The organism is Arthrobacter echini (assembly GCF_004803505.1).
In the GTDB taxonomy this organism is placed as follows: Bacteria; Actinomycetota; Actinomycetes; order Actinomycetales; family Micrococcaceae; genus Arthrobacter_D; species Arthrobacter_D echini.
The window spans coordinates 157,305-180,661 of record NZ_SSWH01000002.1; the positions used below are offsets into that span (position 1 = coordinate 157,305).

A 23,357-nucleotide genomic window follows, 5' to 3' on the forward strand; every position below is an offset into this window, starting at 1 on the left:
CGCATACGACTCGACCGTCCCGTCCGAGTCAGTCGAACCCGACCCGTCCACCGCGACACCCAACCCATCGACCACCGACACGAACCCAGCCACCGGCGGTACATTCGCAGGAGCCTGGACAACTGTCACATCCTTCGACGTACTGTGCGTCGCCCCCTTGTCATCCGTGACGGTCAACCGCACAGGATAAGTCCCGGCAGCAGCATACGTATGCGACGCCTTCACACCAGTCGCCGTCACCCCACCACCGAAGTCCCACGCATACGACTCGACCGTCCCGTCCGAGTCAGTCGAACCCGACCCGTCCACCGCGACACCCAACCCATCGACCACCGACACGAACCGAGCCGCCGGCGGTGCATTCAGAAGCACGCCCGTTGTTCCCGCATCGAAGTGGCGCTTCACCGCCTCGGCGCTGAGCGCCGATGGGTAGATGGCTACCTCGTCCACTGCCCCGGCGAGATACCTGCTTGTCGGCGCGGACGACCACCCACTCAGATTATCGCCTCCGATACGCCAGTACCCGTCGTAGGACTCGCCGGTTGTCGTGTCCGATCGAGTGGCCACGCGTACCCCGTCGACGTAGAGCTGCATGCCCTCGGACCCCAGTGTGGCCACGACGTGATGCCATCGTCCGTCGTTGTAGCTGGCGGCACTGTTGATCGTTCGGCGCACTCCTTTCGGGGCCACCCCGAAATACAGCCGGCCATTGTTGGCCATATAGACGTGACGGTCCACGTCGTCCGACAGCGTCTTAAGGGCGTTGCCGAACCCGATGACCTTGCCACCTTTGGTACTAGTCGTCCGGATCCACGCTTCCGCGCTGAAGACGTTAGGCCTCTTGACACGGGTCGGATCTGAGAGGATTCCGCTCGTCGTCCCGTTCAGTGTTACAGCGGTGTTCGACTCCGCGCTGATCGCTCCTGCCGTGCCGAACGTGACCCCAGCCGATGCCGCCAGGTCGTCAGCGCCAACCTCGTCGAATCCGGTTGGTCCGGTCGCCTCCCCGAGTCGCCAAGCATGCGCCGGTTCGTCGCGTCGGATGGTTTGCTGGTATGCACCGATCGGCGGCGTCTCGGACGCAACGGTCACCAGGACAGTGTCGGACCGGACCTCGTTACCAAGTGGATCAGTGGCGAAGATTCGATAGCCGTACTGACGCCCGGGCACGAGCCCTTCGTCGAGGAACGTCAAACCCGGCCGCTCCCAGAAGGTGGATTCCTGGTCCACGGTCTTGATCACGGCGTTGTCACGACGGACTTGATAGGTCAGGTTCTTGTTGTCCTGGTCCCAGTTGGCCTGCCAGCGTACCCGCACAGCGCCCGCCTCGGGAGATCTGACGGTCGGGTTGAAGTTCGCACCCGTGACCCGAGGACCACGCTTGTTGGGTGCAAGGTCCTTGACGGCGAACCGGACCAAGCCCTGCTGCGCGGTCCCGTTCACCGAAGGGAACTCGCCCCCGTAGGAGAGATACTGCGAATTCCCGGTGACGGACCACGGACCCTGGTTCTGGCCCGTGTACCGTCCGTCCAGAATGCTCGGGAACCAGTTCAGAAGAGTGGGCGAAGGATTTCCTTCGAAATTGGTGTATCCATGCGCCTCGTCTGAGATCTTGCCGGTGGCCGTCCTACTGAAGGCGATGGCCCTGTTGAAGTCCCAGGGTGCTTCCTGGGGGAAGCCACCGATATTTCCGCAGTAGTGCGCGTGTCCAGCAGCGTAGATCACGTCGCCCTGGGCATGCACCGAATACGTGTCGCCGTGACAGTCCTCGAGCCACTCGGTCGAGAGGTCGGACCATTTCACTGAGAAGATCCCTTCGAGTGTGCTGCTACGGCCGAAGGTGTAGCCGGACCCGTAGACGTTCGTGGAATCTGAGGACAGGCTTGTGATCGATCCGTTCGGTCCCCCGTTGCGGACGATGTCATTCACGGGCAAGGGCAGCTGCTGACCGGTCGCCACGTCGAGGGCAGCCAGTCCGTAGCCGGGTCGATTGGAACCGTTGAGCGTCGTGAAGGATCCTCCCACCACCATCTTCGTCCCGTCCGGCGACAGGACAAGATCATTCACCTGTCCGTCGCCGGCCGCCGGCGCCCAGTCGAGCAGCGCTCCGTCGCTCGCACTGAAGGCGGCAAGCCGCGATCGGACCACGGAACCGACGCCGGTGAACACACCGCCGAGATAGACCGTGTCGTTGGTCGCCACGATGGCCCGAACCGATGCATCCATCTTCGGGACGAAATTCGTGAGGAGGCGTCCGGTGGACGGGTCGAGAGCCGCGACGCGCCAGACCGAGGCTCCGTTCACAGAGGTGAATGAACCACCGACATAGATCCGGGAGCCGTCAGGCGATGATGTGATGGCTGTGGCTTGCCCGTTGAGATCCGGGGCGAAGGAGTCGATGAGGGTACCGGTGCGGATGTCATAGGCCAGGATGTTGTTGCGGGACACCGTGTTGACGCCGGCCGGCGCGCCGGCCGGACGGGCCGTCGTGAAACTGCCCGCGACGTACACCGTGTTGCCGAGGACGATCTGCTGCCAGACGACACCGTCGATCTGTACGGTGGGAAGCGCATCGGCGGAGACGGTCGTCGGACTGTCCGGGGCCGACGGATCCATCGGCGATGTATCGGCGACGGAAGCCGGAGCACCGACAAGAGCCACCGATATGCCGATGACGAGCGTGCACATGATGGCGGTGATCCTGCGCAACCCCGCCCCCGGGAGACGGCGGAGAATACCGATCGATGTCAGGGCCCGACCGGAACCCAGCTGGTAAGAGCTCATTGCTATCCTTCTTCGACTGGTGCTGGGCCGTGGAATGCCGCTATCGGGGACGAGGCCTCGATGCTGAGGAGAATCGTCGTTTGGGCGCGCTGATCGACTGGTACGGCGAAGACCATGGTGGCGCTCACCGACTCGTGCGGAGGGACTGAACCCTCGAACGGCTTCGCGCCCGACCCGGTGAGCTGGACCGCCGGCAGTTCGTCGGGCCCGTACTGGACAGTCACTACAGAGTTACCGAGGTCAACCGCACTGTCGGTAGCGTTCTGCACGGTCACGACGAAGCGCAGCGCGGGTCCCGCTATCTCACCGATACCGAATGCTTCAGCCTGTATCGCCTCCAGGGAGCTGACCGTTGCCGTGATCCCGTCGGTCACCTCGGCCGGCTCCTCCAGCTTCACAGCCTTGGATACAGGCTGCTCGATGGTCGCGAGCTCCGCGTCTCCATCGACCTGATGTGCCACCTCCTCGGGTTCCTCCGTGGCGGTCACCTCCTCATCCGGTCCGGCGGACATACCAGGGTCCTTCTGCGCACTCTCGCTCGGCGTCACGGGCTGCGCGGCGGCAGTGGGTGGTAGCCGTGGTCCGCCCGGCGACGTCGTCTCCGACCCAGGGGCTTCGTCAGGTTGGGCAGACGGCATCAGCAGGGAGGACGATGGGGACTGCGACGATCGGCTTGCACTCGGTTCCACCCCGTCCGGTGCTGATGACACGTAGGCGAAGCTGATGACCAGGATGGCGGCGACCACCAGAGTGAGTCCCACTGTCCACCAGCCCTTCCTCCGCGCAGGGGCGTGCTCCGGGGAGCGTGGACTGGGAGGTGTGGTCACGAGTGCTGCCCCCCTGTGACCGGTACCTGATCTGATCGGTCGTCAGTACCACCCCTGGTCGTACTGTTCGTGTCGAGTCGCCCCATGTCCCTGAACCACTTCGCGGATGCGAGGAGGAGATGTCCGAGGTTCGCAACGAATACGAGCGTGTAGAGGATGAAGAAGAAATCGGGAGCCCCAAGCAGCAGAAACAGGAGACATAGGAACCCGTAGTCGGTCGGGAGCAGCAGAAATGACTTGAGCTTGGATCCGGAGCCGCTCAGGAGCACCGTCCCCGTTTTGAGGGAATGGATTTCCTTCAGGTGATCGTTGAGGATCATCGAGAAGAATGACACTGCGGCGACGATGCAGAAGGCCAGGGGAACAAGCATCCATCCCGGGTGCGGCAGATCGAATCCGCGGTATGCGGCAACGAGAACGGCGAGATGGAGGCTTGAAACCTTGGCGCTGTCCACCACGTGATCCAACCACTCGCCGGCCAGTGATCCGCCACCGCGTAATCGCGCCACCTGCCCGTCCGCTGAATCGAAGGCGTAACCCACGGCAAGGCAGAGCCAGACGGCGACGCCGAGGGACCACGACAGATCTCCGAACGCGAGAAACCCTATCCCTGTGAAGGTGAAGGCCGCGCTGATGACACTGACGATATTGGGGTTCAGTCCGGCACTGTGGCAGACTGCAGCCAGATATCGGCCGGCACGGCGGTTGATGTAGATGGAGTAGGGCGGAGCGCCTGGCGCCGCGACCTTCTGGGCACTCGCCAGTGCCTTCACCGTGGTGCGGTAGCCGACAGCATTGGTCACGTCCCGTGACGCATGACCTCCCCCAATGACGTTCATCGCGCCGCCGCCGAGGTGGAGGGTGCCGCGATCGTCGGTGCCGTCACTGCGCGCCTCCGGCCAGGGCGTCGTCCGCGGTCGTGAAGTTCATAGCAGAGCGTTTCGTAGCGCAGCGCGACATCGTCCCAGTCGTAGCGTCCTGCTGCCTCCCTTGCCAGCAAACCTCTGGTCTCGCAATCCTGCCGGTCACGCTCCGCTGCCTCCACGAGGCGCACGACGTCCTCACTCTCGGCGAAGTAGCGGCCAGCGTCACCAAGCACTTCCGAGTTGAAATCGACGTCGAATGCATTCGTCGCTGCACCTGCTCCGATCGCACGGAGAAGCGAAGGGTTCGTTCCGCCGACCGAGTGTCCGTGCCAGTACACCAGTGCGTTAGCATAGAGCTGGTCGAGCAACTTTTGATCCCAGACTCCTCCGAGGAACCGAACCCGGTCGTCAGCGAGCGAGCGAATCTTCTCGATGTATGCGGGCGCGTAGGGCGCCGTACCGACGATCACCAGCGGCAAGCGGGCCGAGCTCCGTCGGTACCCGTCCACGATCAGATGGACGTGATTCTCCGGTTCGAGCCGGGCAACAACGAGGTGGTACTCGCTTGGCTCGAGGCCGATCTCCCTCACCTTCTCGCTCCCTGCGTCGTCGAGAATGGGCGCACCGTACGCCAGGTACTCCGTGGAGGCGTCGAAGCGCTCCCGATAGTAGGCCTGGATACCCTTTGCATCAGCGATCAATGCATCCGACCATCGGACCGCAAGCGCCTCCACGGACCTGTAGTACCTTTTCCCGATCTTGCCCCACTTCGCCCGCTTCCACTCGAGACCGTCGACATGAGTGGCAACGGGAATTCCTGCTGCTCGGATCACCGGGAGCCAGGGGGCATTCGCCGCATTGAAGACGATCGCTACATCGGTACGGTTCCACAGAAGATGGTTGACGGACAAACCAGTGTGGCTCAGTGTCTCGAGGGAGCGTCGTCGGATGGACGGCAGGTGGATCAGGCGCATCCCGAGATACTCGTCGGGGGAAGTCTCCGACGACGAACGGCAGTAGACGGTGACGTCGTGGCCGAGTGAAGCGAGTCGACTGCCGACCTCCTCTACGCAGGTCTCGAAACCGCCGTACTTCGCAGGCACACCGCGGGTGCCGATGAGTGCGATGCGCAATCCGGAGGAACCTACGGCGCCGGCTGGACGTATGCGCGATTCGGGCATCAGACTGTCCCGTTCATCATCGGATCGTGCGTCACACCGCGCCGCAGCGTGTCCAGGGCGAGACGGAGCGCTGTACTCGAGGTATGGACGGTGTACGGGAAGTAGACCACTTCGACGCCTACTCGGGTGAATACCCTTTCGAGTTCATCGCCCTTCGATGATCCCTTCCAGTCGTCGCCCTTGAAGAGCACATTGAAGCCCAGCTCCTCCCACATCTCGAGCTTCGTCGGCATGTCCTCGGGTACCGCCCGATCGACGAATTGCACGCTACTGACGATCTCCAGACGCTCCACGAGCGGTACCACCGGTAGCCGCCCCTTGCTCTCCAGCAACAACTCGTCCGCCACCACTCCCGCGATGAGGAAGTCACACTGGCTCTTGGCATGGCGCAACAGGTTGAGATGGCCGATGTGGAAGAGGTCGAATGCCCCTGCTGCGTAGCCGATCCGAATTCCCATCGGGCCTCCTGGTGTCTTGTTGCCTAGCTCGGACGTCCGGTCCAGCACCGCACGCTTGGAAAATGATGGCCTCATCAGTAGGCTCCGACGGGCTTGAACACGACCTTGATCGTGCGCCACAGAATCATCAGATCTCCCATCACGGACCAGTTCTCCACGTAGTACAGGTCCAGCCGCACGCTCTCGTCCCAATCCAGATCGGAGCGTCCGCTGACCTGCCACAGACCGGTGAGGCCGGGCTTGATGAGCAGGCGGCGATGCGTGTGCTGCTCGTATCCGGACACTTCGCTCAGCAGTGGTGGTCGAGGCCCCACCAGCGACATGTCGCCGCGCAGGACGTTCCAGAACTGGGGCAGCTCATCGAGAGAGTACTTGCGGAGGATATGGCCGAGACGTGTCACGCGGGGGTCGTCCCGCAGCTTGAACAGGACGCCGCTCGCCTGGTTCTGATCCTTGAGCAGTTCCAGCTCATCCTCTGCGCGCGTGACCATGGAGCGGAACTTGAACATCGTGAAACTGGTGAGGTCCTTGCCTGCGCGCTCCTGGGCGAACAATGCGGGTCCGGGACTGTCATGCCGTACCGCAACGGCCAGAAGAAGGAAGAGCGGCGAGAGGATGGCCAGGACGGTGGCGGAGACGACGACGTCCATGGCGCGCTTGAGCACGTGCCGTCCGCCGCTGAAGTGCGGGAGTTCCACGTGCATGAGCGGAAGTCCCTCGACCGGGCGCATCGTGATGCGAGGTCCGGCCACGTTGGTGAGCGAGGACGCCAGCACCAGTTCGGTGTTGGACGCCTCCAGGCGCCAGCCGAGCTGGCGGATGTATGCGCTCCCCTTGCGGAGGTGCCCCGCAACGATCACTGCGTCCGCGCCAATCTCCATGACGAACTCCTCGATCCTGCCGAGGCCACTGACAGCAGGTACGACGCGTTCTCCTGTGCGCAGTTCAGTGCCACCGGACTTTCCCTCGTACACGGCACCGACGACGTCGTAGGCCGCCCCTGACTTCTTCGCCAGTTGAGCTGCCACATAGCGGACATCGGCAGTGCGGCCCACTACCACCACGCGCGACAGATAGTGTCCGAGGCGGCTCTGCCGGATCAGCCATTGGCGCCAGAGCCAACGGCTGCCCAGGAGCAGGAGGGTTCCTGCGGGTAGGGCGAAGACGAGCAGACTGCGGTAGTACTGCAGATCGAGCAGCACCACGACGATCGCCGTTGCGGCAAAGGTGGACACGCTCGCCCTGACGACCTTGCGGTACTCGCCGGCCCCGGTACCGACCATCCGCGAGTCCCGCGTGCGGAACAGTGCCATGGCTGCCATCCAACCGACAGCAATGGCCCCACCCAGTCCGAGAACGTACGTTCTACGCTCAGTACTCGCGTGGAGCGTCACGAGGTTGACGGTCAGCAGCAGGATCCCGAGGATCAGCACGGAGTCGGTGCATGTCAGCGACCTCTGGTAGCGACGCCGCCACGCGGTACCGGATGCGACGACCTGCTGAGCTGCCGAAATCGCCGGGGCGGAGGAGGCAACAGAAGCGGTGGAGTGGGTCTGCGTCATCTCGTACTCGAGCCGCCGCAGGATCGTACGAGTGGCAGTACTGCGTCGGGCCGACGTCGATCTCCATCTTCCGGAAGGATGTTGTGGAGGGTTCTCGCTCGACCAACCCGGAGCTCGTTGCAGGACGAGCTGCCCATGGTCAAGACCCGCTTCTTCACAATCCCCCCGCGCTGTGGAAAAACCCTATACAGCGACCCTAGGAAGCATTCGTCGGCTGCACACGAGTACGGTCTACCCGTTCGACCTGAGGGATCTGTGCGGCAACTACCTGCCGACTACTCGGACCTACTACGCATCAGCTCCTGGACTACTTGCCCGACAGATTCATGGCTCACGCAGGTCCTCGCGACGGTTGACGCCGAACTTGGCGAAAATCCGGTAGAGATGGCCTTCCACGGTACGGACCGACACGCCTTTGGAATCCGCGATATCGCGATTCGAGTAGCCCTCTCTGACGAGATCAACGATGGAGCGCTCTGTGGGAGTCAGGCGGGGTGCCGTCGCCGAGGGATATGCCGAGACGAAGGGCGAAGGCACCGGTCCTTGCCGCTGTTCGCCCAGCATCACGAGACGCCGACGGGTCTCCTGTGCGCGTCTCCTCGAGCCCTGCTCATCGAGACTCTGGTGGGCGAGCGAAAGTGCTGCGAATTCGAGGGCGACGTTGCCGATACCTGCGGCCGCCGATGCCGCTCCCAGCATCGCATCGCCGTCCCTCGCCTTCGCCGCCCTGGCGAACTCCAGGAGTATCCGCGCATCGGCGCCCTCCACGTCGGGCAGCAATGCGACGAGCGGATCAAGAGCATTTGTGTTTCCGATGAGTACCAGGAGCTGGAGGGCAGTGCTCGCCAACGCCTTCATGTGGTCCCTCTCCGCCTGCGCTGCGAGAGTGAGTAGGTCGGCGCCCGTACGGGTCGTGTTCGGTAGCAGGTCCATCGTGGCGGTGGCGTAGATCGCACTCGCTGTCCGCACGGCCTGCGAGGTGCTCGACGGAGAGCGATCGAGCTCCCCGATGAGGGACAAGGCCGAATCGGTCTCGCCGACCAGCGCGCAGGCATAGGCGGCCATTGCTGTCACCAGAGGTACCGACTGAGTGTCACCGCATTCCTTCAGACCCTCACGGGCGAGGAGGAAGCGATCACGCGCTTCCCTGTTGCGGACGGACCGTAGTGCACGAGTACCGTCGACGAAGTCCGTCCACGCTCCGTAGTAGGTGGCGCTGAGCGGGTATGCGCGCAGGCATTCATCGAGCAGAGCGATCGCCTCGTCGAGGCGCCCACTGTTCGTCAGCAGGAGCACATGCCTCTCGACTGCGACCTCCCGGTAGGCGAGCAAGGACGCACCACCGGTCTCGATGTCCTTCAGGGACCGAAGCGTGTAGGTGCTCCCTTCGTCGGTTCGCCCTAGCGTGCCGAGCAGGTCTCCGAGCAGAACCATGCACGCGACTCGCGATTCCGCCGTCCCGTCAGGGTGCGAAAGGAGAGTGCGCAGGTCCTCCTCGAGCTCTTCGAGCTGTCCCTCGAGGAGTCGCACCCGGCACTCGAGGATCGCGCATCCCAGCCGGGCACGCACGTAATCCTCGGGGGTCCGGTCGGTTCTAGGCAGACTCTCGATGGCCGAGATGAGCGACTTCCAGTGCGCGACGTCGCGGCGGAGGTCCTCGTGGGATGACGCCGCCCTCACTCTGAGTTCGAAGGACACGAGAATGCCGTGCTTGGCCACGTGAAGATCGCGGCAGTCACGCAAGGCCTCGTCGACGAGGTCACGGGCGTGCACCGCGTTCTTCCTGCCGAAATGTGCACGAGCAGTTTCGACCAGTGCACGCCCACGCAGCGCGGAAGCCGATACCGCTCGTGCCGCCCGCAGTGCGAGGGTGTGATCGCGCAGACCGTTGGCGATGTCAGCTACACCGAGAAGCGTCCTGTCGTCGGTGGCGGCACCGCCGGCCAGTCTCCAGGAGAACCTCTGCACGGTGCGCTCGGGTGACTCCGGCGCGGGTGGAAGCGCCTCGATGAACGTCCGGCGAAGACTGATGGTGCGCGCTGTCGGTGCTTGGCTGGCCAGCACGTCTGCATACAGCGGTGGATTCACGCTCACCGTGCGATGGGGCTCCTGTCCTACCACGATGAGGCGTTCGTTCAGCAGGTGCGTGAGCACCTCACCGTCGACGTGCCGGGCCAGTACCTCGACCGTCGCCGGCTCCACCAGTGCCACGAACTCCAGCACGGCCTTCTCCATGTCGCTTCGGGAACGCAGACGTGCACCGACCAGATCGACGAGCTGCGGATGGAGCACCGGCGTATCGGAGTTCAGGCGCCACACCTGGGCGACCTGCGTCAAATACCCCTGCGCCTCCCCGTGTCCGAGGACCGTCCGCAGCAGCTTCGGGTTACCACCCGTCGCCACGGCCAGCGTGTGCGCGGTACCCGTGAGCACCGGTCCACCGAGTACTCGTTCGCAAAGCGCTCTCACCTCCTCCAGCTCGAGGGGTGCCAGGTTGAAGCGGGTCAGCAGATTATCGGTGCTGAGGCTCCGGAACTCGGTCGAGGCAGGCGACGAATCCCGCATGATGACGAGAACCCTCGCACGTCGCGCACTGATGAGCTGCGCGAGCAGAGTACTCGAGCTGCCGTCGAGGTCGTGTGCGTCGTCGACGACGATGAGCGGAGGATGCCGCTCACCACGCGTTGCTCGTCCTCGTGCCAGCTGCGCCATCACGGCGCGAAGCACTGCGACGGGTGAGTCGTCCTCGCCCGGCGAGAGGTTTCGAAGATACGGCGCGAACGCACCATAGGGGACGCTGCGCAGAGCGGAGTCTCCCCTGAGCGGAAGGACCGGCGCGCTCCAGTCGAGCTGCTCGAGAACTGCACGTGCCACGGCGGTCTTTCCCACCCCCGCTTCCCCGACGAGTAGTGCACCGAAGCCGCTCGTATCCCTGAGTGCGACGATGATCTCACTGACCAGGCCAGCTCTTCCGACAAGATCTTCGCCGAATGCTGGGGCGATCATTGCTGTCGCCTGAAGATGAGCGACAGCTGTTTTCGGCTGGAGAGTCCGAGCTTGGACATGATCTGGTGTACGTGACCCTCGACGGTACGCGGTGAGATGTGTTCCTGTTGCGCTATTTCCTTGTTCGGTACGCCCTGGGCTACTTTCCGGGCAATTGCGCGTTCCCTCTCGCTGAGCAGCTTTCGCCGCTGGTGCCGGCGCGCTGGGATAGCGGTCCTTCTCAGGATCTGCTCGGCCTGCACACGGATCATCGGATCGTCCGTCTCGACGAGGTGATCGATGCTCAGCGCCGCGAGATCACCGGCAAGATTGGCGTTCCCCAGCTCAAGGGCCTCGAGCGCCACCTGTTTCAGCGCACCGGGGTCACGCGAGGACAATGCCTTGGCCAATTCCTCCGTCAGCCGGGAGAACCGTCCCTCGTTCGCAACAGCTGCAGCAGTGAGACAATCCGCGGACTCGTAGCGTCCGAGCTGCACAGCCTGGCACAGGAAGAAGAGCTCAACGCCGCGCAAGCCCTTCTCGTTGAGGTGACGAGCGTGTTCCAGAAAGTCGATGGAGACGACGTCGGCGGTGCCCAACCACGCTTCGGTCAGGAGCCGGAAGTACAGCACCGCTTCGCGCAGGTACCAGGGGGAGCGCAGTCTGGTGACATCGACCGCACATAGGTACTGCCGGGCGTCGTCGGAGTCCCCGTTGAGAGCACTGACATAGGCCGCAGCAGCCTCCGCGAGGGGAAGGAACCCGTACCGATCCCGGACATGAAGCTGGCCGATGGCCGGCTTGAGCTTCACCAGTGCCTCTCCACTCCTTCCGAGGTAGGCGAGGATCAACCCCTCGGAGAGTTCGAGCGTCGACCTTTCAAGGCCCGGGACAACCTCGTCGCTCTTCTCGCTCACCAGCTCGAGGCACTCGTTCCAGGACCCGGCCATGAACAGCGAACCCAGGAAATGCCCGAAGGCCATCCCGTGGTCGGTCGGCTTCGACCGCACATCGTCCAGACGCTCGACAACGGCCTCAGCCGCCCTGATGGCCGCTTCCTGCTCTCCTATACTCGACTGCGCGAAAGCCAGGATGGTCCTGATCCGCAGACTCCCCGGGGTCTCGTTCGCCTGATGCGCCAGGACACCGGGAGCCCGTGCGCACACCGAATCGAACTCGCCCTCGAAGACATACGCTTCCAGGCGGGCCAGATCGAGCACGGCGCGCAGGTCCTCGTCAGCACCGCGATGACGCTGCACCTGCGCGCTCACCGCATCGAGCAGAGCGTCCGCCTCCTCCCGTCTGCCGGGTGTTCTCCTCCGAAGACGAGAGGCCAGGACGTTCGCGTCGACCCAGTCGCGCAGCGCTGTATCATCTGTCAATCCGGGCACCAGGAGATGCTCGACGGTATCGAGAGCGTCCGCCACTGCGCCCTCGCACCACAACTGACGAGCGCGTTCTATCCCTGCCCTGAGCGACCCTTGGCCTGTCGGCAGAGCGTCGAGGAACCGGGCTGCCATGACATCGAGACCACGGTCGTTCGCACATTGCGCGAGGCCTGCCAGTTCGGAGCTGTCCGGCACCTCGCCCCGGGAGAGGGACCATGCTGCCAGTGCCAGCGTCGCCTCCATGGGCACTCCCGGCGCACTCCGGAGCCGACCGAGCACCTCCAGCGCGTCGACTCCCGCAGCGGAGGTGTACTGACCACGGACGACGTCCGCGAGCACGCCGCAGGAGAGCCTGAGGAGAGGCTCATCGACTCCATCGGGCATCAGCATTCCCCGGGATTGCAGGGAGTCGAGCGAGGTGGACTGCACTGCCTGCATCAGCAGGGTCACGGGTAGGCTGCCGGCAACAGCAAGTACCTCGATCACCGTCCGATCATCGGGTGACATCGTGACAAGCTCGGGTATCTGTCGATCCTCCGTTGCCCAGACGACATGCTCGTGCGGCCCGTGACTCATCACCCAGACCCCGTGCTGCGGGAACAGTCGCCCGGAATCGACCGCCGCTTCTGTCGCCATCTGGAGGAACTTCGGGTTGCCACCGCTCGACGTCCACAATTCCTGGGCTGCAGCCCGGGAGACGGGCGCCTCGAGCGCAGCCGATACCATTTCGGTGGTGGCGTCAAGAGTCAGGGGCCGGAGATCGATCCGTTCCAGCACTTCGTCTTTCCATAGATCGAAGAATGCTTCTGGCGCACGGAGAAGGTCCTTACAGGTGATGAGCAGGTGCACCGCACCCATCCGTGCCAGCTGGACGATCACCGCGGCGGAGTCGCTGTCCACGTCCTCGACTTTGTCGACATGCATGAGGATGCGCCGGCCGGACGAATTTTCATCGAACATGCGCTGCAACGCGATGAGAATCAGGAGCGGGCTTCTCGTCGTAGCCTCATCGAGCTCGGCCAGCAGAACATTCAGCGCGGCATAGGCGACTGTGGAATACGCTGCCGCTCCACGAATATAAACATGGTCGAAATGCGCGGACAAGCTCGACACCGCCTGCTGTGCCACACGTGTCTTACCGGCCCCACCCGGGCCGACGAGCATAACGCCACCGACCGAGTCCGACCGAAATGCGGCCTCGATCGCGGTGAGTTCATCGCGCCGTCCGGAAAAGGGCCAGCGCAGGTCGACACTGCTCATCGACCACAGCCGTCGATCGATCGAACACGACGGAACGCCGTCTGACCCAGCATCGTCGGAACCGCGGAATTCTTCCCCATCGTCAACTACCATCCTGAGACGCTTGCGTTGTCCTGTCACTGTATCGCGCGTCTGCACGGACTTATCACTGATCGGCCGCGGGTCGGCCGCGTCCTCTATTTGCTCGGATGAAAGCGCTGCTGCGCCGGAAGAAGACCGTCGGAAATGAGAAGTTCCACTGCGTCTGCCGCATCGTCGAGCAGAAATGGAAGGTCCTTCTTCTCCGCAGCACCGAAATCCCTGAGGACGAAATCGGCAGGGTCCTGACGGCCCGGTGGTCGTCCTACTCCCACGCGCACGCGGTGATAGTCCTTCGTACCCAGGGCCTTGCTGATGTCCCGCAGGCCGTTATGGCCGCCTTCCCCTCCACCCAGTTTCAGCCTGACGGTATTGGCGGGTATGTCGATCTCGTCGTGTACGACTATGACATGATCCGGCGCGACATCGTGGAAGCGTGCCAGCGTCGCGACAGGTCCGCCGGAGAGGTTCATGTAGGTCAGTGGCTTCGCGAGGACGACCCGGGGTCCCCCGACACCCAGGCGTCCCTCGAGAGTGACCGCCTGGGCCTTCGAGGACGAGAAACGTCCCTGTACACGGCCTGCCAGCAGATCGAGAACCATCTGGCCTACGTTGTGCCGGTTGCCCGCGTAGCCGGGTCCGGGATTTCCCAGCCCGGCTACGAGCCAGGTGTCCGTGGACACAGGTGACTACCTACCGCTCGTCGGCGTCGGTGACGACAGCATCCCGATCGGCGTCGGGGGCTGTCGCGCCCTCGCTCACGGCCTCGGTGTCCACGTCGGTCTCTTCAGTTTCCTCGGCGTCGCCGAGATCCTGCACCACAGGAGCCATGAGGTTGACGATCAGCGTCTCCGGGTCGATGAGGAGCGTGACGCCGGAGGGCAGCTCGATGTCCGAGGCGAGGACGTGCTCGCCGATCTGGCGGCCCTCGATGCTGACGGTGAGGGTCTCAGGAAGATTCGTTGCATCGGCCTCGACCAGCACCGTGCTGGCCTCGAGGTTGGACACGACCTCTGGGGCCGGTTCACCCTCGACGTGGATGGCGACGTCCACCTCGACCTTCTCGCCGCGCCGAACGGTCAGCAGATCAAGGTGCTCCACGATCTGTTTGATGGGATCACGCTGGATGTCCTTGACCAGTGCGAGGTGGTCCTCTCCCTCGATGTCAAGAGTCAGCAGGGCGTTGGCGGTACGTACCGCCAGCGTGGTGGTCTTCGCTGGCAGCAGAACGTGGATCGGATCCGCTCCATGGCCGTAGACCACGCCGGGAATCATGTTTGCGCGGCGCGCCCGCCGCGCCGCCCCTTTACCGAATTCTGTGCGGACATTTGCAGGGAGTTTTTGCTCGGACATGGTTTCTCCTCGTGACATTGCGGCTCGGCCGGAAGGGCGCAAGCTCTGGGCATTGCCAGGCGGGAGCAGGTCCGCATGGTTCAGGAATCCGGAGGTACATCCGCACACCAGCCACCGTCGATCACGGAGTCCGGCCGGAAGAGTCTGATCCGGCCCGCTCCCTCGCCTAGGCACTGTATCCGATGATAGCGCAGGCAACCCTGCGCCTGCGCATCGCCATCGGCCTGCGTCGAACGGAGTGTCCCGCCAGCCGGAGCTCCTTGTACTTCTGGTTCGATCACAGTCGGACCCGGTTCCAGGGAAAGGCCACGATATACGAGGGTCGGCGGCGGCTGGGGACGAAGTTCCGGTCTCAGGAGAACTCCTACGCCGCCGACCCAGCATATGGGTCCAAGGAGTCGTCCGCGACGGACAACCCCTCGACGAGAACCACTGTAGGCAGGAGAACTGACCCCCTACACGAGTAGTCCGGACGCAACTTTCAGATCACGGTACTCGGATCCTGTTCTTCGACTACCTACCCGCATCACGTCCGCCGGGCGCAGGGAGCAGATCGTTCATGGTCCCGGGGAGATCCTCACGTCGCACGATCCCCAGTTTGGCGAAGGTTCGGTACAAATGCCCCTCGATGGTTCGTATGGAGACCACCAAATGCCGGGCGATCGCCCTGTTCGAATACCCATCGGCGGCCAGCAGTGCGATTTCCCGTTCGCGTGGTGTCAACGGCCGCGTGGTCGTCGGTTCGACCGGTTCCATGACCGGGCCTCCATCGATCAGCATTCGACGACGACGCACCATCAGGCCGAGCTCTCGTCTGTGGTCCTTGCTACTGCCGGCAGGGAGGAACGTCATCGCCTGCCGAGTCGCCTCAACGGCCAGCGAGTACTTCTGCAGTGACTCGGCGCGGTCCGCTGTCACCGCAAGAGCCTCCGCGTCCCCCGACGCCAAGCTGGCGGCATAGGTATGCAGCACACGTGCCTCGTCACCTTCCAGCGATGCCGTGACCGCAGCAAGCAGGGCCGGGGCACCTGGGTCGCCGAGACCGACGGCGAGCTCGAGAATCTCCTTCTCTGCGGTCAACCACCCATTTTCCCGGGCCATCCCCGCCTGGCCGAGCAGCTGGGACGTGGCGCCTGAGCCCTGGATGACCCGAGCCGCGGCGACAAGAGCATGTGCCAGCACGGAATTCTGCGCGCTGCCGCGATCCGTGATCGAGGAGAATTCCGCGAACCACTGTTCCACCTGGTCCGCCTCGCCCAGGGTTGCGGCTGCCCAGCTGCCGATGCCCAGGCCATAGACCAGCAGTCCGTCCTGGTCGGAACAGCGCAGAGAAACCAGTGCAGGACGAATTTTGGTCAGTCCGCTCCTGAACCGCCCTTTCCGTACGTCGACTGCCGCATCGAGCACCGCGATACTTCCGCTGCAGAATGCGTAGTCCGAGTCGGTCGCAGCCGTGTATTCGCCGAGAGCATCCTCCGCCGTGCCAAGGTCACCGCTGTGCACCACCACGCTCAGGTGGCGTAGGAACGCACCGCGGTACAGGTCGGACACTACCTCCGGGTGGTCGTCGATGAGTGCCAGAGCAGCTGATCCGTGACGACGTGCCTGGACACTCCTGCCGACGGCCCCGAGAGCTTCCGCGAGGAGAGCGTGCGCTGACGTGAGAAGTCGTAGGTCCTCCGATCCTTCGCCGACGATCTGTTCCAGTGACTCGATGGTCTCGCTGTACCGTCCGGCATGATTCGACCAAAGCGCTCGAAGGATCCGCAGCTCAGGAGTCTCCACAGGACGTCCGTGGACGCTTGCCCCTGCAGAAGACGCTGGTTCCGTCCGGCCGACCTCGTGGAGACAATACGGGTCGAACCGGGCCATGGCACTGAACCGGGTCGCATCCGCTGCACGGTCCGGGGCTCGGACGGCATCTGCCAGCCGCAGAGCGGAGCGATACTCGCCGGTCCTCGCAGCCGTAGCCGCAAGTTCCAGCAGACGCCGGTCGGGCACGGTCTCACCGCACTCGAGCTCCCAGAGAGCGCGACGGACCCGGCCGGGAGCGGGCAAGGTCCGGTCCTTTTGTGTTCCCGGGCCCAGCCGGCGAAGCAGGGTCCTTCTCCTCCCCATCGGAATGACGGTCCGGAAGATCGGATCAGGGAGGTCCCGCGTGCGGAACCCGATGAACCCCCTGCGGTTCACTCTTCTGAGGAGACCAGCCTGCAGCAAGGATGAAACTGCACTCTCGCTGCTCAGCCGGACCAGGTCGGTGAGGCTCACGACTTCTGCCAGTACGACGAGTTCGAATGCTGTGCGTTCCAGCGCGCCGAGCTGCAGCACGATGGACCGCGCAACCTGTTGCAGACTCGCTGGTGCGGCGGAGGCGGTGTCCTTCAGGACCCACACACCATCGATGACGACGAGGGATCCGCACCTGACGGCGTGGTCGACGAGCGCCGGCAGGAACAGCGGATTACCCGCTGATTCGCGACGGAACCACGAGCTCACGCCCCGGGCGAGATCGTCACCGAGGACCTGACCGCAGAGTGCCAGAACCTCGACATGAGTCAGTCTCAGCATGGCTTGCTGCTCGACCAGGCCGTCCTCGGCAAGTTGTGCCAGCTCGGTGCAGAGCGCTGTCACCGAGGGCGCGAAACCCGCGATTGCGATGTCGCCGCAGCTCGCCAGCTGTGTGAGGAGAATGGCGCTCTCCTGATCCAGAAAATGCATGTCGTCGATGATGAGCAGGACCGTGCGATGTCCGGGTCGGTTGCGGACGAAGGACCTCACGATGCGCAGAACGGCCAGCGGTGAGTTCAGGTGTCCGGGCGATGCCTCTGCCAGTAGAGGTGCAAGTGCTCCGAACGGGACGCTCCTCAGCGTCGGTGTCCCGACCAGGAGGAAGGACTCGAAGTTATCCCTGCAGGCAGCCCGAAGCCGTCGGGCCACGGTGGTCTTTCCCATGCCTGCGCTGCCGTAGACGAAGACGCCGCAGCCTGACCGGCGCCGCAGTGTATCGCTGATGTCGGCGAGCAGCTCGGTTCTGCTCTCATACTCATAAGCGCCGTGTCCGGTCGCGGACTTCACGGGTTGCCCGGTGGCAGCAGGAGCTCGTTGAGCTCCACCCGCGAGCTGACGCCGAGTTTCGCGTATGCCCGATACAGGTGCCCTTCCACCGTCCGCACAGAGAGGAAGACTTCTCGGGCAATGTCATGGTTCCTCCGGCCGGTGGCAGCGAGCGTGGCGATCTCCTTCTCGCGAGCGGTCAGCATCGACAGGCGGAGGTCGGCGTCGACCGCCGTCTGTGCGCGGGACGCCAGGTCCGGATCAGTACGACGCCGGCGGGGTCCGTTCTGCCCACGCGTCGCTCTGGTGGCGGCGCGGAGGTACCCTGGCTGGTGCTCACTGCTCGGAACAGCGGTGCGCATGACACCCAGGAGCGATTCCGGATCGGAGGACATGAGAGCCCGCACGTACAGCCACCGCACCCGCTCCCGCGATTCATGACTGCTGTCGGAGGAACGGACGAGAGCGGCGAGTGCCTCCCGCCGCCCGAGGCACGCGGCAGCGGCGAGGCTCGTCAAGGCCCACGCTCCGGCTCCCCGCGCACGATCGTCGGCCGCCCGAGCATGGAAGCCGGCCGCGGCCTGACTCCGGCTCCCGACGCGTGCAGCGAAACACGTACGGTAGAAAGATGCCGCCCGCCGCATCAGCCAGGAACTGCGCCGTTCGGCATCCGTCAGCGGAAGTCCGGCGGTGACCCGCTGCGCTGATCCCTCATCCGTACAGCAGAGGGTGAGCGCCGCCGCCGCGAGGTTCAGTATTCCGTGGGGGTCGGCGTCCCGCACCTGCTGCACCACCGTTCGAAGGGCGGTGCCCGCCTCCTCCCGGCGACCAGCCGCGAGGAGATCGAGTCCCGTCAACAACTGGGCGAGCGAACCGCGTTCGCTGGACCAGGGAATCGCTTGCGTGCGCTGGGGTGCAGCGGGCAGGGCCTCACCCTGTCCGCCCGTGAGCATGGACGCCAGCCGGACCCGCAGGAGCGCGGCGTCCGCGATGCGGTAGGAGATCCGTGGATCTGCCAGCTGCAGCGAGAGCGCGTGGGTCAACTCCGGGTTCGGATGTCCGGCGAGGATGTTCGCCTCGAGCAGGAGAGACTGCGCGGTGACCTGGAGGCCGCGCTCCTCGACGCTCAGCGCGTCGGGTGAATCGGTGCACACGAGGGAGGTTAGAGCGTCGAGGTTGTCCCGGAAGCGCCCCTCGAAAGCAGCGAGTTCTGCACGGGCAACCCGGATCCTGCGCTCGAACAGATCCACCTCGCTCACCGCACCAGGAGTGTCCGCCGCCCGACGCCATGCCGAGGTACGGGCAGCCAACTTCTGGAGCGTCTGCGCTGCCGACGGAATGGAGCTGACGCGCTGCAGCCTCGCCTGTTCGATTCCGCAAGCGACCAGCTTCTCGGGCTCGAGGTACTCCCTTCTTGCAGCGAGAAGGCCGGCGAAGGCGCTTGCCTCGTCGTAGTGCCCCTGCTGGAGGGCGGCGACCAGTCCCTGACAGCTGATGCATGAGCGCTTACCTGCGTTCCCGAGCGAGGCGATCAGCCGAATGACGCGACCGTAGTCACCGCTGCCGTCAAGGAGCTGGAGTGCGTGCGCCGTCTCCTCGATGGTCACCGCTCTACCCGCCTTCAGTCGCCATAGGACGTCACGAACCGGATCCCTGCGAAGATCGTCGAGCGCGCCACCCATGCGGGACAGCCTCGAGTACAGGTGTGCTGCGACGCTCGGAGACACTGCGTCGGTCAGTCCGGACGCCATGCGGGGAGTCGTGAGGCTGATGCGCGGCATCCGCCGTCCGTCCACCCTGAGCAATCCCGCGCTCTGGAGCTCATCGAGATCCGTCGGGTCCGCGATGAGCGCCACGTCGGTCCACGACGGCGAGCCCAGAAGCGCCACCAGGACGAGGATGTCCCGCTGATTCGCCGAAACCGACGGCCCGCCGGAGAGGAACGCGTCGACACCATGCAGGCACGGGGCCGGATGCTCCGCGTGAACCCAGACATCCTTCCTCCGCACGAGCGCGGATCGCTGCGTCAGATCTCTGATTCTTTCCAGAATGGAACGCGGGGTCGCGACGGCCACCTCGGCCACGGCTTCGGCGCCCTCCCTGCTGAGCGGGGCCCCGAGAACGACCTCTGCCAGGAGCCACACCTGCGAGAACGACAGTTCCGGCAGGTCGATCCGCTGCAGATCCCCGGAGCGCCACAGAGCCAGTAATGAGGGATTAACCTGTGCGGTATCCGTGACCGACAGTACGACGCGTGGTCCGTGAGTAAGTGCGACCTGACCGATCACGGCAATCGGCAGCTCATCCAGATGCTCCGCATCGTCGATCACCAGGACGGCCTCCCTGCTACCGGCAGCCTGGTGGACGAGTCGGAGGATCGCCTTGGCGATCAGGGCCGGATGCGTCAGCTCCGCCGGAAGCCCCGGCACGAGTGATCGAAGACAGTGGTACGGCACAGGTGCGAGCTCCGCTCGGCCATGCAGGACATACGCAGAAGTCAGGCGCCGTTGTACCTGCTGCAGGAAAGCGGACTTTCCGGACCCGGGAACTCCTGCCACCACGGTTCCCGCGGACCCGATCCGGACGAGGGCTTCGAGGACCAGCGCGATCTCCTCCTCGCGTCCCACGAAACACTCGGGCGCGGACGCCCGCCATGCTTGCCTCCCCGCAGCTTCTCGCGAGGACCGCACCGGTGGGCGGACGGCCGAACCGTCGACGAGATTCTGCGGGCACATGGAGGACCGACTTCCCTGGTGTGACGCTTCCTTGAGAAGAAGCGTAGGAAGTCGACCGGGGCGCAGCACGAGTGGACGCTACGGATACGTGACGGCACCATACTCGCATCGGGTGCCTGCGTGTGATACGCCGTACTCATTTTTTGCCGTAGGACTACCTGGGCCTTGGGCCCTTACGCTATGCCGTCGAAGAGACTCGTCACCGAGCCGTCGTCGAACACCTCCCGGATGGCGCGGGCGATGAGCGGGGCGATCGACAGGACGGTCAACTGCGGGAAGCGCTTCTCGGAGGGAATGGGCAAAGTATTCGTGACCACCACTTCCCGGGCCCCGGACTCGGCGAGCCGCCGGGCGGCGTGATCGGAGAAGACGGCGTGCGTTGCGGCGATGATCACGTCCTTGGCGCCGGCGTTCTTGAGCACCTGCACCGCGCCGGAGATGGTTCCCCCGGTATCGATCATGTCGTCGATGAGGACGCAGGTGCGCCCCTCGACCTGACCCACCACCTGCTTCGACACCGCCTGGTTGGGCATCGTGAGGTCCCTGCTCTTGTGCACGAAGGCCAGGGGTGCACCGCCGAGCCGCTCCGCCCACTGCTCCGCCACGCGCACGCGACCGGTGTCGGGCGAGACCACCGTGATGTTCTCGGCGTCGACCCTGGTGCGGATGTAGTCGGCCAGCAGCGGGATGGCCATCAGGTGATCGACGGGTCCGTCGAAGAAGCCCTGGATCTGCGAGGTGTGCAGATCCACGGACATGAGCCGGTTGGCTCCTGCCGTCTTGTACATGTCCGCCACGAGGCGGGCCGAGATGGGTTCGCGTCCGCGCCCCTTCTTGTCCTGCCGCGCATAGGGGTAGAAGGGCGAGACGACGGTGATGCGCTTGGCCGAGGCACGCTTGAGCGAGTCGACCATGATCAGCTGTTCCATCAGCCAGTTGTTGAGCGGCGCCGGATGCGCCTGGATGACGAAGACGTCGGTGCCCCGCACACTCTCGCCGGAGCGGACGTAAATCTCCCCGTTGGCGAAGTCGTAGGCCGAGACCGGGAGGAGTTCGGTACCGAGCCAGGATGCGATCTCCTCGGCCAGTTCGGGATGCGCGCGCCCGGAGGCCAGCACCAGTTTCTTCTCGCCGCGTGCCGTGATCTCGCTCATGCCTGTCCGCCTTCGTGTGGTTCTGCTGGGGAATCGGACCCCTTGCCGGCCGTCGCCGCTTCGGCCGCCGCGGTTCCGGGGCGGTGTGAGGCAGTCCAGTCCGGCATGGTGCGCTGCGGCATCACGCTCAGGCCCAGTGCTCCGGCGGGGACGTCCTTGCGGATGACGGCGCCGGCACCGGTGTAGGCGCCGTCGCCGATCGACACCGGCGCGACGAACACGGTGTTGGATCCGGTCCGCACGTGGGAGCCGATCGTGGTGCGGTGCTTGTTCACGCCGTCGTAGTTGGCCGTGATGTTCCCGCACCCGATATTGGTGTGCTCCCCGATCTCGGTGTCCCCCGCGTACCCGAGGTGGGAGAGCTTCGAGCCGCGGCCGACGACGACGTTCTTCGTCTCGTAGAAGGCACCGATCTTGCCCTCCTCCCCGAGGACGGTACCGGGTCGCAGGAACGTGAAGGGCCCGACGCTGGCACCTGCCCCGATGCGTGCCCCGCTGCCGTGGGTTCGCATCACCTGTGCTCCCTCTTCCACGACGACGTCGGTGAGTGTCGTGTCAGGGCCGATCACCGCGTCCCTGGCGATCGTGGTGCCACCGTGCAGCTGGGTGCCCGGGAGGATCGTCACGTCCTCGTCGAGTTCCACGGAGACGTCGATCCAGGTGCTCGCGGGGTCGGTGATGCTGACGCCGGCGCGCATCCAGCGTTCCAGGATGCGCCGGTTCAGTTCTGCCCCGAGGCCGGCCAGTTGCACCCGGTCGTTCGCCCCCTCCACCTGCCAGCGGTCCTTCACGAGGAGGCCCGCCACCCGGCCGCCGTCCTCGCGGGCGAGGCCGAGCACGTCGGTGAGGTAGAGCTCACCCTGCGCGTTGTCGGCGTCGATACGTCCCAGAGCAGACCGGAGCGCGGCCACGTCGAACGCGTAGATCCCCGAGTTGACCTCCGAGATGACCAGTTGGTCCTCGTCGGCGTCCTTGTGCTCCACGATCCCGGTCACCGTTCCGTCCGCTGCACGAATGATGCGACCATAGCCGCTCGGGTCCTCGAGCTCGGCGGTGAGCACCGTGGCGGCGTTGGCCTGCTGCTCGTGTGCGGTCACGAGAGCCCGCAGCGTGGCGGCCTCCAGCAACGGCACATCCCCGTAGGTGACGACGACCGTGCCCCGGGTAGCGGCGTCGCGCTCATCGAGCGCGGCAAGGGCCACCTGCACGGCTCGTCCTGTCCCGGGTACGTCGTCCTGGTCCACCAGGAGCGCCGACTCGTCGAGGGCCGTGATGTGCTCGGCGACGAGATCGCGTTCGTGCCGTACGACGACGACGAGGTCGCGTGGTGCGACGCCCCGCGCCGCTGCGAGCGCGTGTCCCACCATGGACTGCCCTCCGAGGAAGTGCAGGATCTTCGGGGTGCGCGACTTCATCCGGGTTCCTGCGCCTGCTGCCAGGACGATCACCGCTGCCGGCCCGTCCGCCGAATGATGCGGCCGTACTGTCTGGTCTGCGCTCTGGGGGCTCACGAGGTGGGAACTCCTACCTTTGGTCTGCTGGCCGATCCCGCATCCTGCGATGCAGGGTACCGGGGCTTGCGCCGTTCCGCCCATAGGATTCGAACCTATACTCCACAGCTCCAAAGGCTGGGGTGCTGCCATTACACCAGGGCGGACCGTGCTGCGGTGCG

At 64.8% G+C, this 23,357-nt stretch carries 14 protein-coding genes, 1 tRNA gene and 1 pseudogene (2 of these 16 cut by a window edge); all 16 read right to left on the bottom strand.

The window, feature by feature from the left end:
- Positions 1–5 (bottom strand): annotated as a pseudogene (locus tag E8P82_RS15480) (PKD domain-containing protein); its annotated part reaches 205 nt to the left of the window's first position; the annotation flags it as partial.
- Positions 1–2,784, bottom strand: partial view of a LamG-like jellyroll fold domain-containing protein gene (locus E8P82_RS15240; protein WP_136453040.1) — the 5' portion only. Its footprint begins 99 nt before the window's first position; only the first 2,784 of its 2,883 coding nucleotides appear in the window; its start codon is at positions 2,782–2,784; its stop codon lies off the left edge, out of view. The pseudogene E8P82_RS15480 and the gene E8P82_RS15240, both read right to left, overlap by 104 nt.
- Before the next feature lie 2 nt (positions 2,785–2,786).
- On the bottom strand, positions 2,787–3,296 hold the full coding sequence (locus E8P82_RS03150) for a hypothetical protein (protein WP_136453041.1): 510 nt from the start codon (positions 3,294–3,296) through the stop codon (positions 2,787–2,789).
- A 311-nt stretch (positions 3,297–3,607) separates the two neighbouring features.
- Entirely contained in the window at positions 3,608–4,414 is an 807-nt protein-coding gene (locus E8P82_RS03155) for a CDP-alcohol phosphatidyltransferase family protein (protein WP_246020918.1), read from the bottom strand.
- 32 nt (positions 4,415–4,446) lie between these two features.
- The gene (locus E8P82_RS03160) at positions 4,447–5,658 is read right to left on the bottom strand and encodes a DUF1972 domain-containing protein (protein ID WP_136453043.1); all 1,212 of its coding nucleotides are present in this window, start codon (positions 5,656–5,658) and stop codon (positions 4,447–4,449) included.
- Positions 5,658–6,116, bottom strand: coding sequence for an FAD synthase family protein (locus E8P82_RS03165; RefSeq protein ID WP_136453044.1), 459 nt, complete (start codon positions 6,114–6,116; stop codon positions 5,658–5,660). The genes E8P82_RS03160 and E8P82_RS03165 overlap by 1 nt, the downstream gene beginning before the upstream one ends.
- 74 nt (positions 6,117–6,190) lie before the next feature.
- Positions 6,191–7,678, bottom strand: a complete 1,488-nt coding sequence (locus tag E8P82_RS03170; protein ID WP_136453045.1) for a sugar transferase — start codon at positions 7,676–7,678, stop codon at positions 6,191–6,193.
- Positions 7,679–8,002: 324 nt separating this feature from the next.
- Positions 8,003–10,684 (bottom strand): helix-turn-helix transcriptional regulator, encoded by a 2,682-nt coding sequence (locus E8P82_RS03175; protein WP_136453046.1) that lies wholly within the window; start codon positions 10,682–10,684, stop codon positions 8,003–8,005.
- Positions 10,681–13,311: a LuxR family transcriptional regulator gene (locus E8P82_RS03180; RefSeq protein WP_168796475.1), complete on the bottom strand. Its 2,631-nt coding sequence runs from the start codon at positions 13,309–13,311 to the stop codon at positions 10,681–10,683. Before E8P82_RS03180 ends, E8P82_RS03175 begins: the two co-directional genes overlap by 4 nt.
- 176 nt (positions 13,312–13,487) lie before the next feature.
- Positions 13,488–14,072: an aminoacyl-tRNA hydrolase gene (gene pth, locus E8P82_RS03185; protein ID WP_136453048.1), complete on the bottom strand. Its 585-nt coding sequence runs from the start codon at positions 14,070–14,072 to the stop codon at positions 13,488–13,490.
- A 10-nt stretch (positions 14,073–14,082) separates the two neighbouring features.
- Positions 14,083–14,742 (bottom strand): 50S ribosomal protein L25/general stress protein Ctc, encoded by a 660-nt coding sequence (locus E8P82_RS03190; protein ID WP_136453049.1) that lies wholly within the window; start codon positions 14,740–14,742, stop codon positions 14,083–14,085.
- A gap of 513 nt (positions 14,743–15,255) precedes the next feature.
- Positions 15,256–17,817 (bottom strand): LuxR family transcriptional regulator, encoded by a 2,562-nt coding sequence (locus tag E8P82_RS03195; protein WP_136453050.1) that lies wholly within the window; start codon positions 17,815–17,817, stop codon positions 15,256–15,258.
- Positions 17,814–20,531, bottom strand: a complete 2,718-nt coding sequence (locus E8P82_RS03200; protein WP_136453051.1) for a helix-turn-helix transcriptional regulator — start codon at positions 20,529–20,531, stop codon at positions 17,814–17,816. The genes E8P82_RS03195 and E8P82_RS03200 overlap by 4 nt, the downstream gene beginning before the upstream one ends.
- A 173-nt stretch (positions 20,532–20,704) precedes the next feature.
- On the bottom strand, positions 20,705–21,685 hold the full coding sequence (locus tag E8P82_RS03205; RefSeq protein WP_136453052.1) for a ribose-phosphate diphosphokinase: 981 nt from the start codon (positions 21,683–21,685) through the stop codon (positions 20,705–20,707).
- Positions 21,682–23,280 (bottom strand): bifunctional UDP-N-acetylglucosamine diphosphorylase/glucosamine-1-phosphate N-acetyltransferase GlmU, encoded by a 1,599-nt coding sequence (gene glmU / locus E8P82_RS03210; RefSeq protein WP_136453053.1) that lies wholly within the window; start codon positions 23,278–23,280, stop codon positions 21,682–21,684. The genes E8P82_RS03205 and glmU overlap by 4 nt, the downstream gene beginning before the upstream one ends.
- A tRNA-Gln gene (locus E8P82_RS03215) sits at positions 23,271–23,342 on the bottom strand. The genes glmU and E8P82_RS03215 overlap by 10 nt, the downstream gene beginning before the upstream one ends.
- Between the last annotated feature and the right edge of the window lie 15 nt (positions 23,343–23,357).

Coding starts and splice junctions, on each gene's coding strand:
- E8P82_RS03150 (WP_136453041.1), bottom strand. CDS start 3,296: ATGTCCGCCGGACCGGATGAGGAGGTGACCGCCACGGAGGAACCCGAG.
- E8P82_RS03160 (WP_136453043.1), bottom strand. CDS start 5,658: ATGCCCGAATCGCGCATACGTCCAGCCGGCGCCGTAGGTTCCTCCGGA.
- E8P82_RS03165 (WP_136453044.1), bottom strand. CDS start 6,116: ATGGGAATTCGGATCGGCTACGCAGCAGGGGCATTCGACCTCTTCCAC.
- E8P82_RS03170 (WP_136453045.1), bottom strand. CDS start 7,678: ATGACGCAGACCCACTCCACCGCTTCTGTTGCCTCCTCCGCCCCGGCG.
- E8P82_RS03175 (WP_136453046.1), bottom strand. CDS start 10,684: ATGATCGCCCCAGCATTCGGCGAAGATCTTGTCGGAAGAGCTGGCCTG.
- E8P82_RS03180 (WP_168796475.1), bottom strand. CDS start 13,311: ATGAGCAGTGTCGACCTGCGCTGGCCCTTTTCCGGACGGCGCGATGAA.
- E8P82_RS03190 (WP_136453049.1), bottom strand. CDS start 14,742: ATGTCCGAGCAAAAACTCCCTGCAAATGTCCGCACAGAATTCGGTAAA.
- E8P82_RS03200 (WP_136453051.1), bottom strand. CDS start 20,531: ATGTGCCCGCAGAATCTCGTCGACGGTTCGGCCGTCCGCCCACCGGTG.
- E8P82_RS03205 (WP_136453052.1), bottom strand. CDS start 21,685: ATGAGCGAGATCACGGCACGCGGCGAGAAGAAACTGGTGCTGGCCTCC.
- glmU (WP_136453053.1), bottom strand. CDS start 23,280: ATGGGCGGAACGGCGCAAGCCCCGGTACCCTGCATCGCAGGATGCGGG.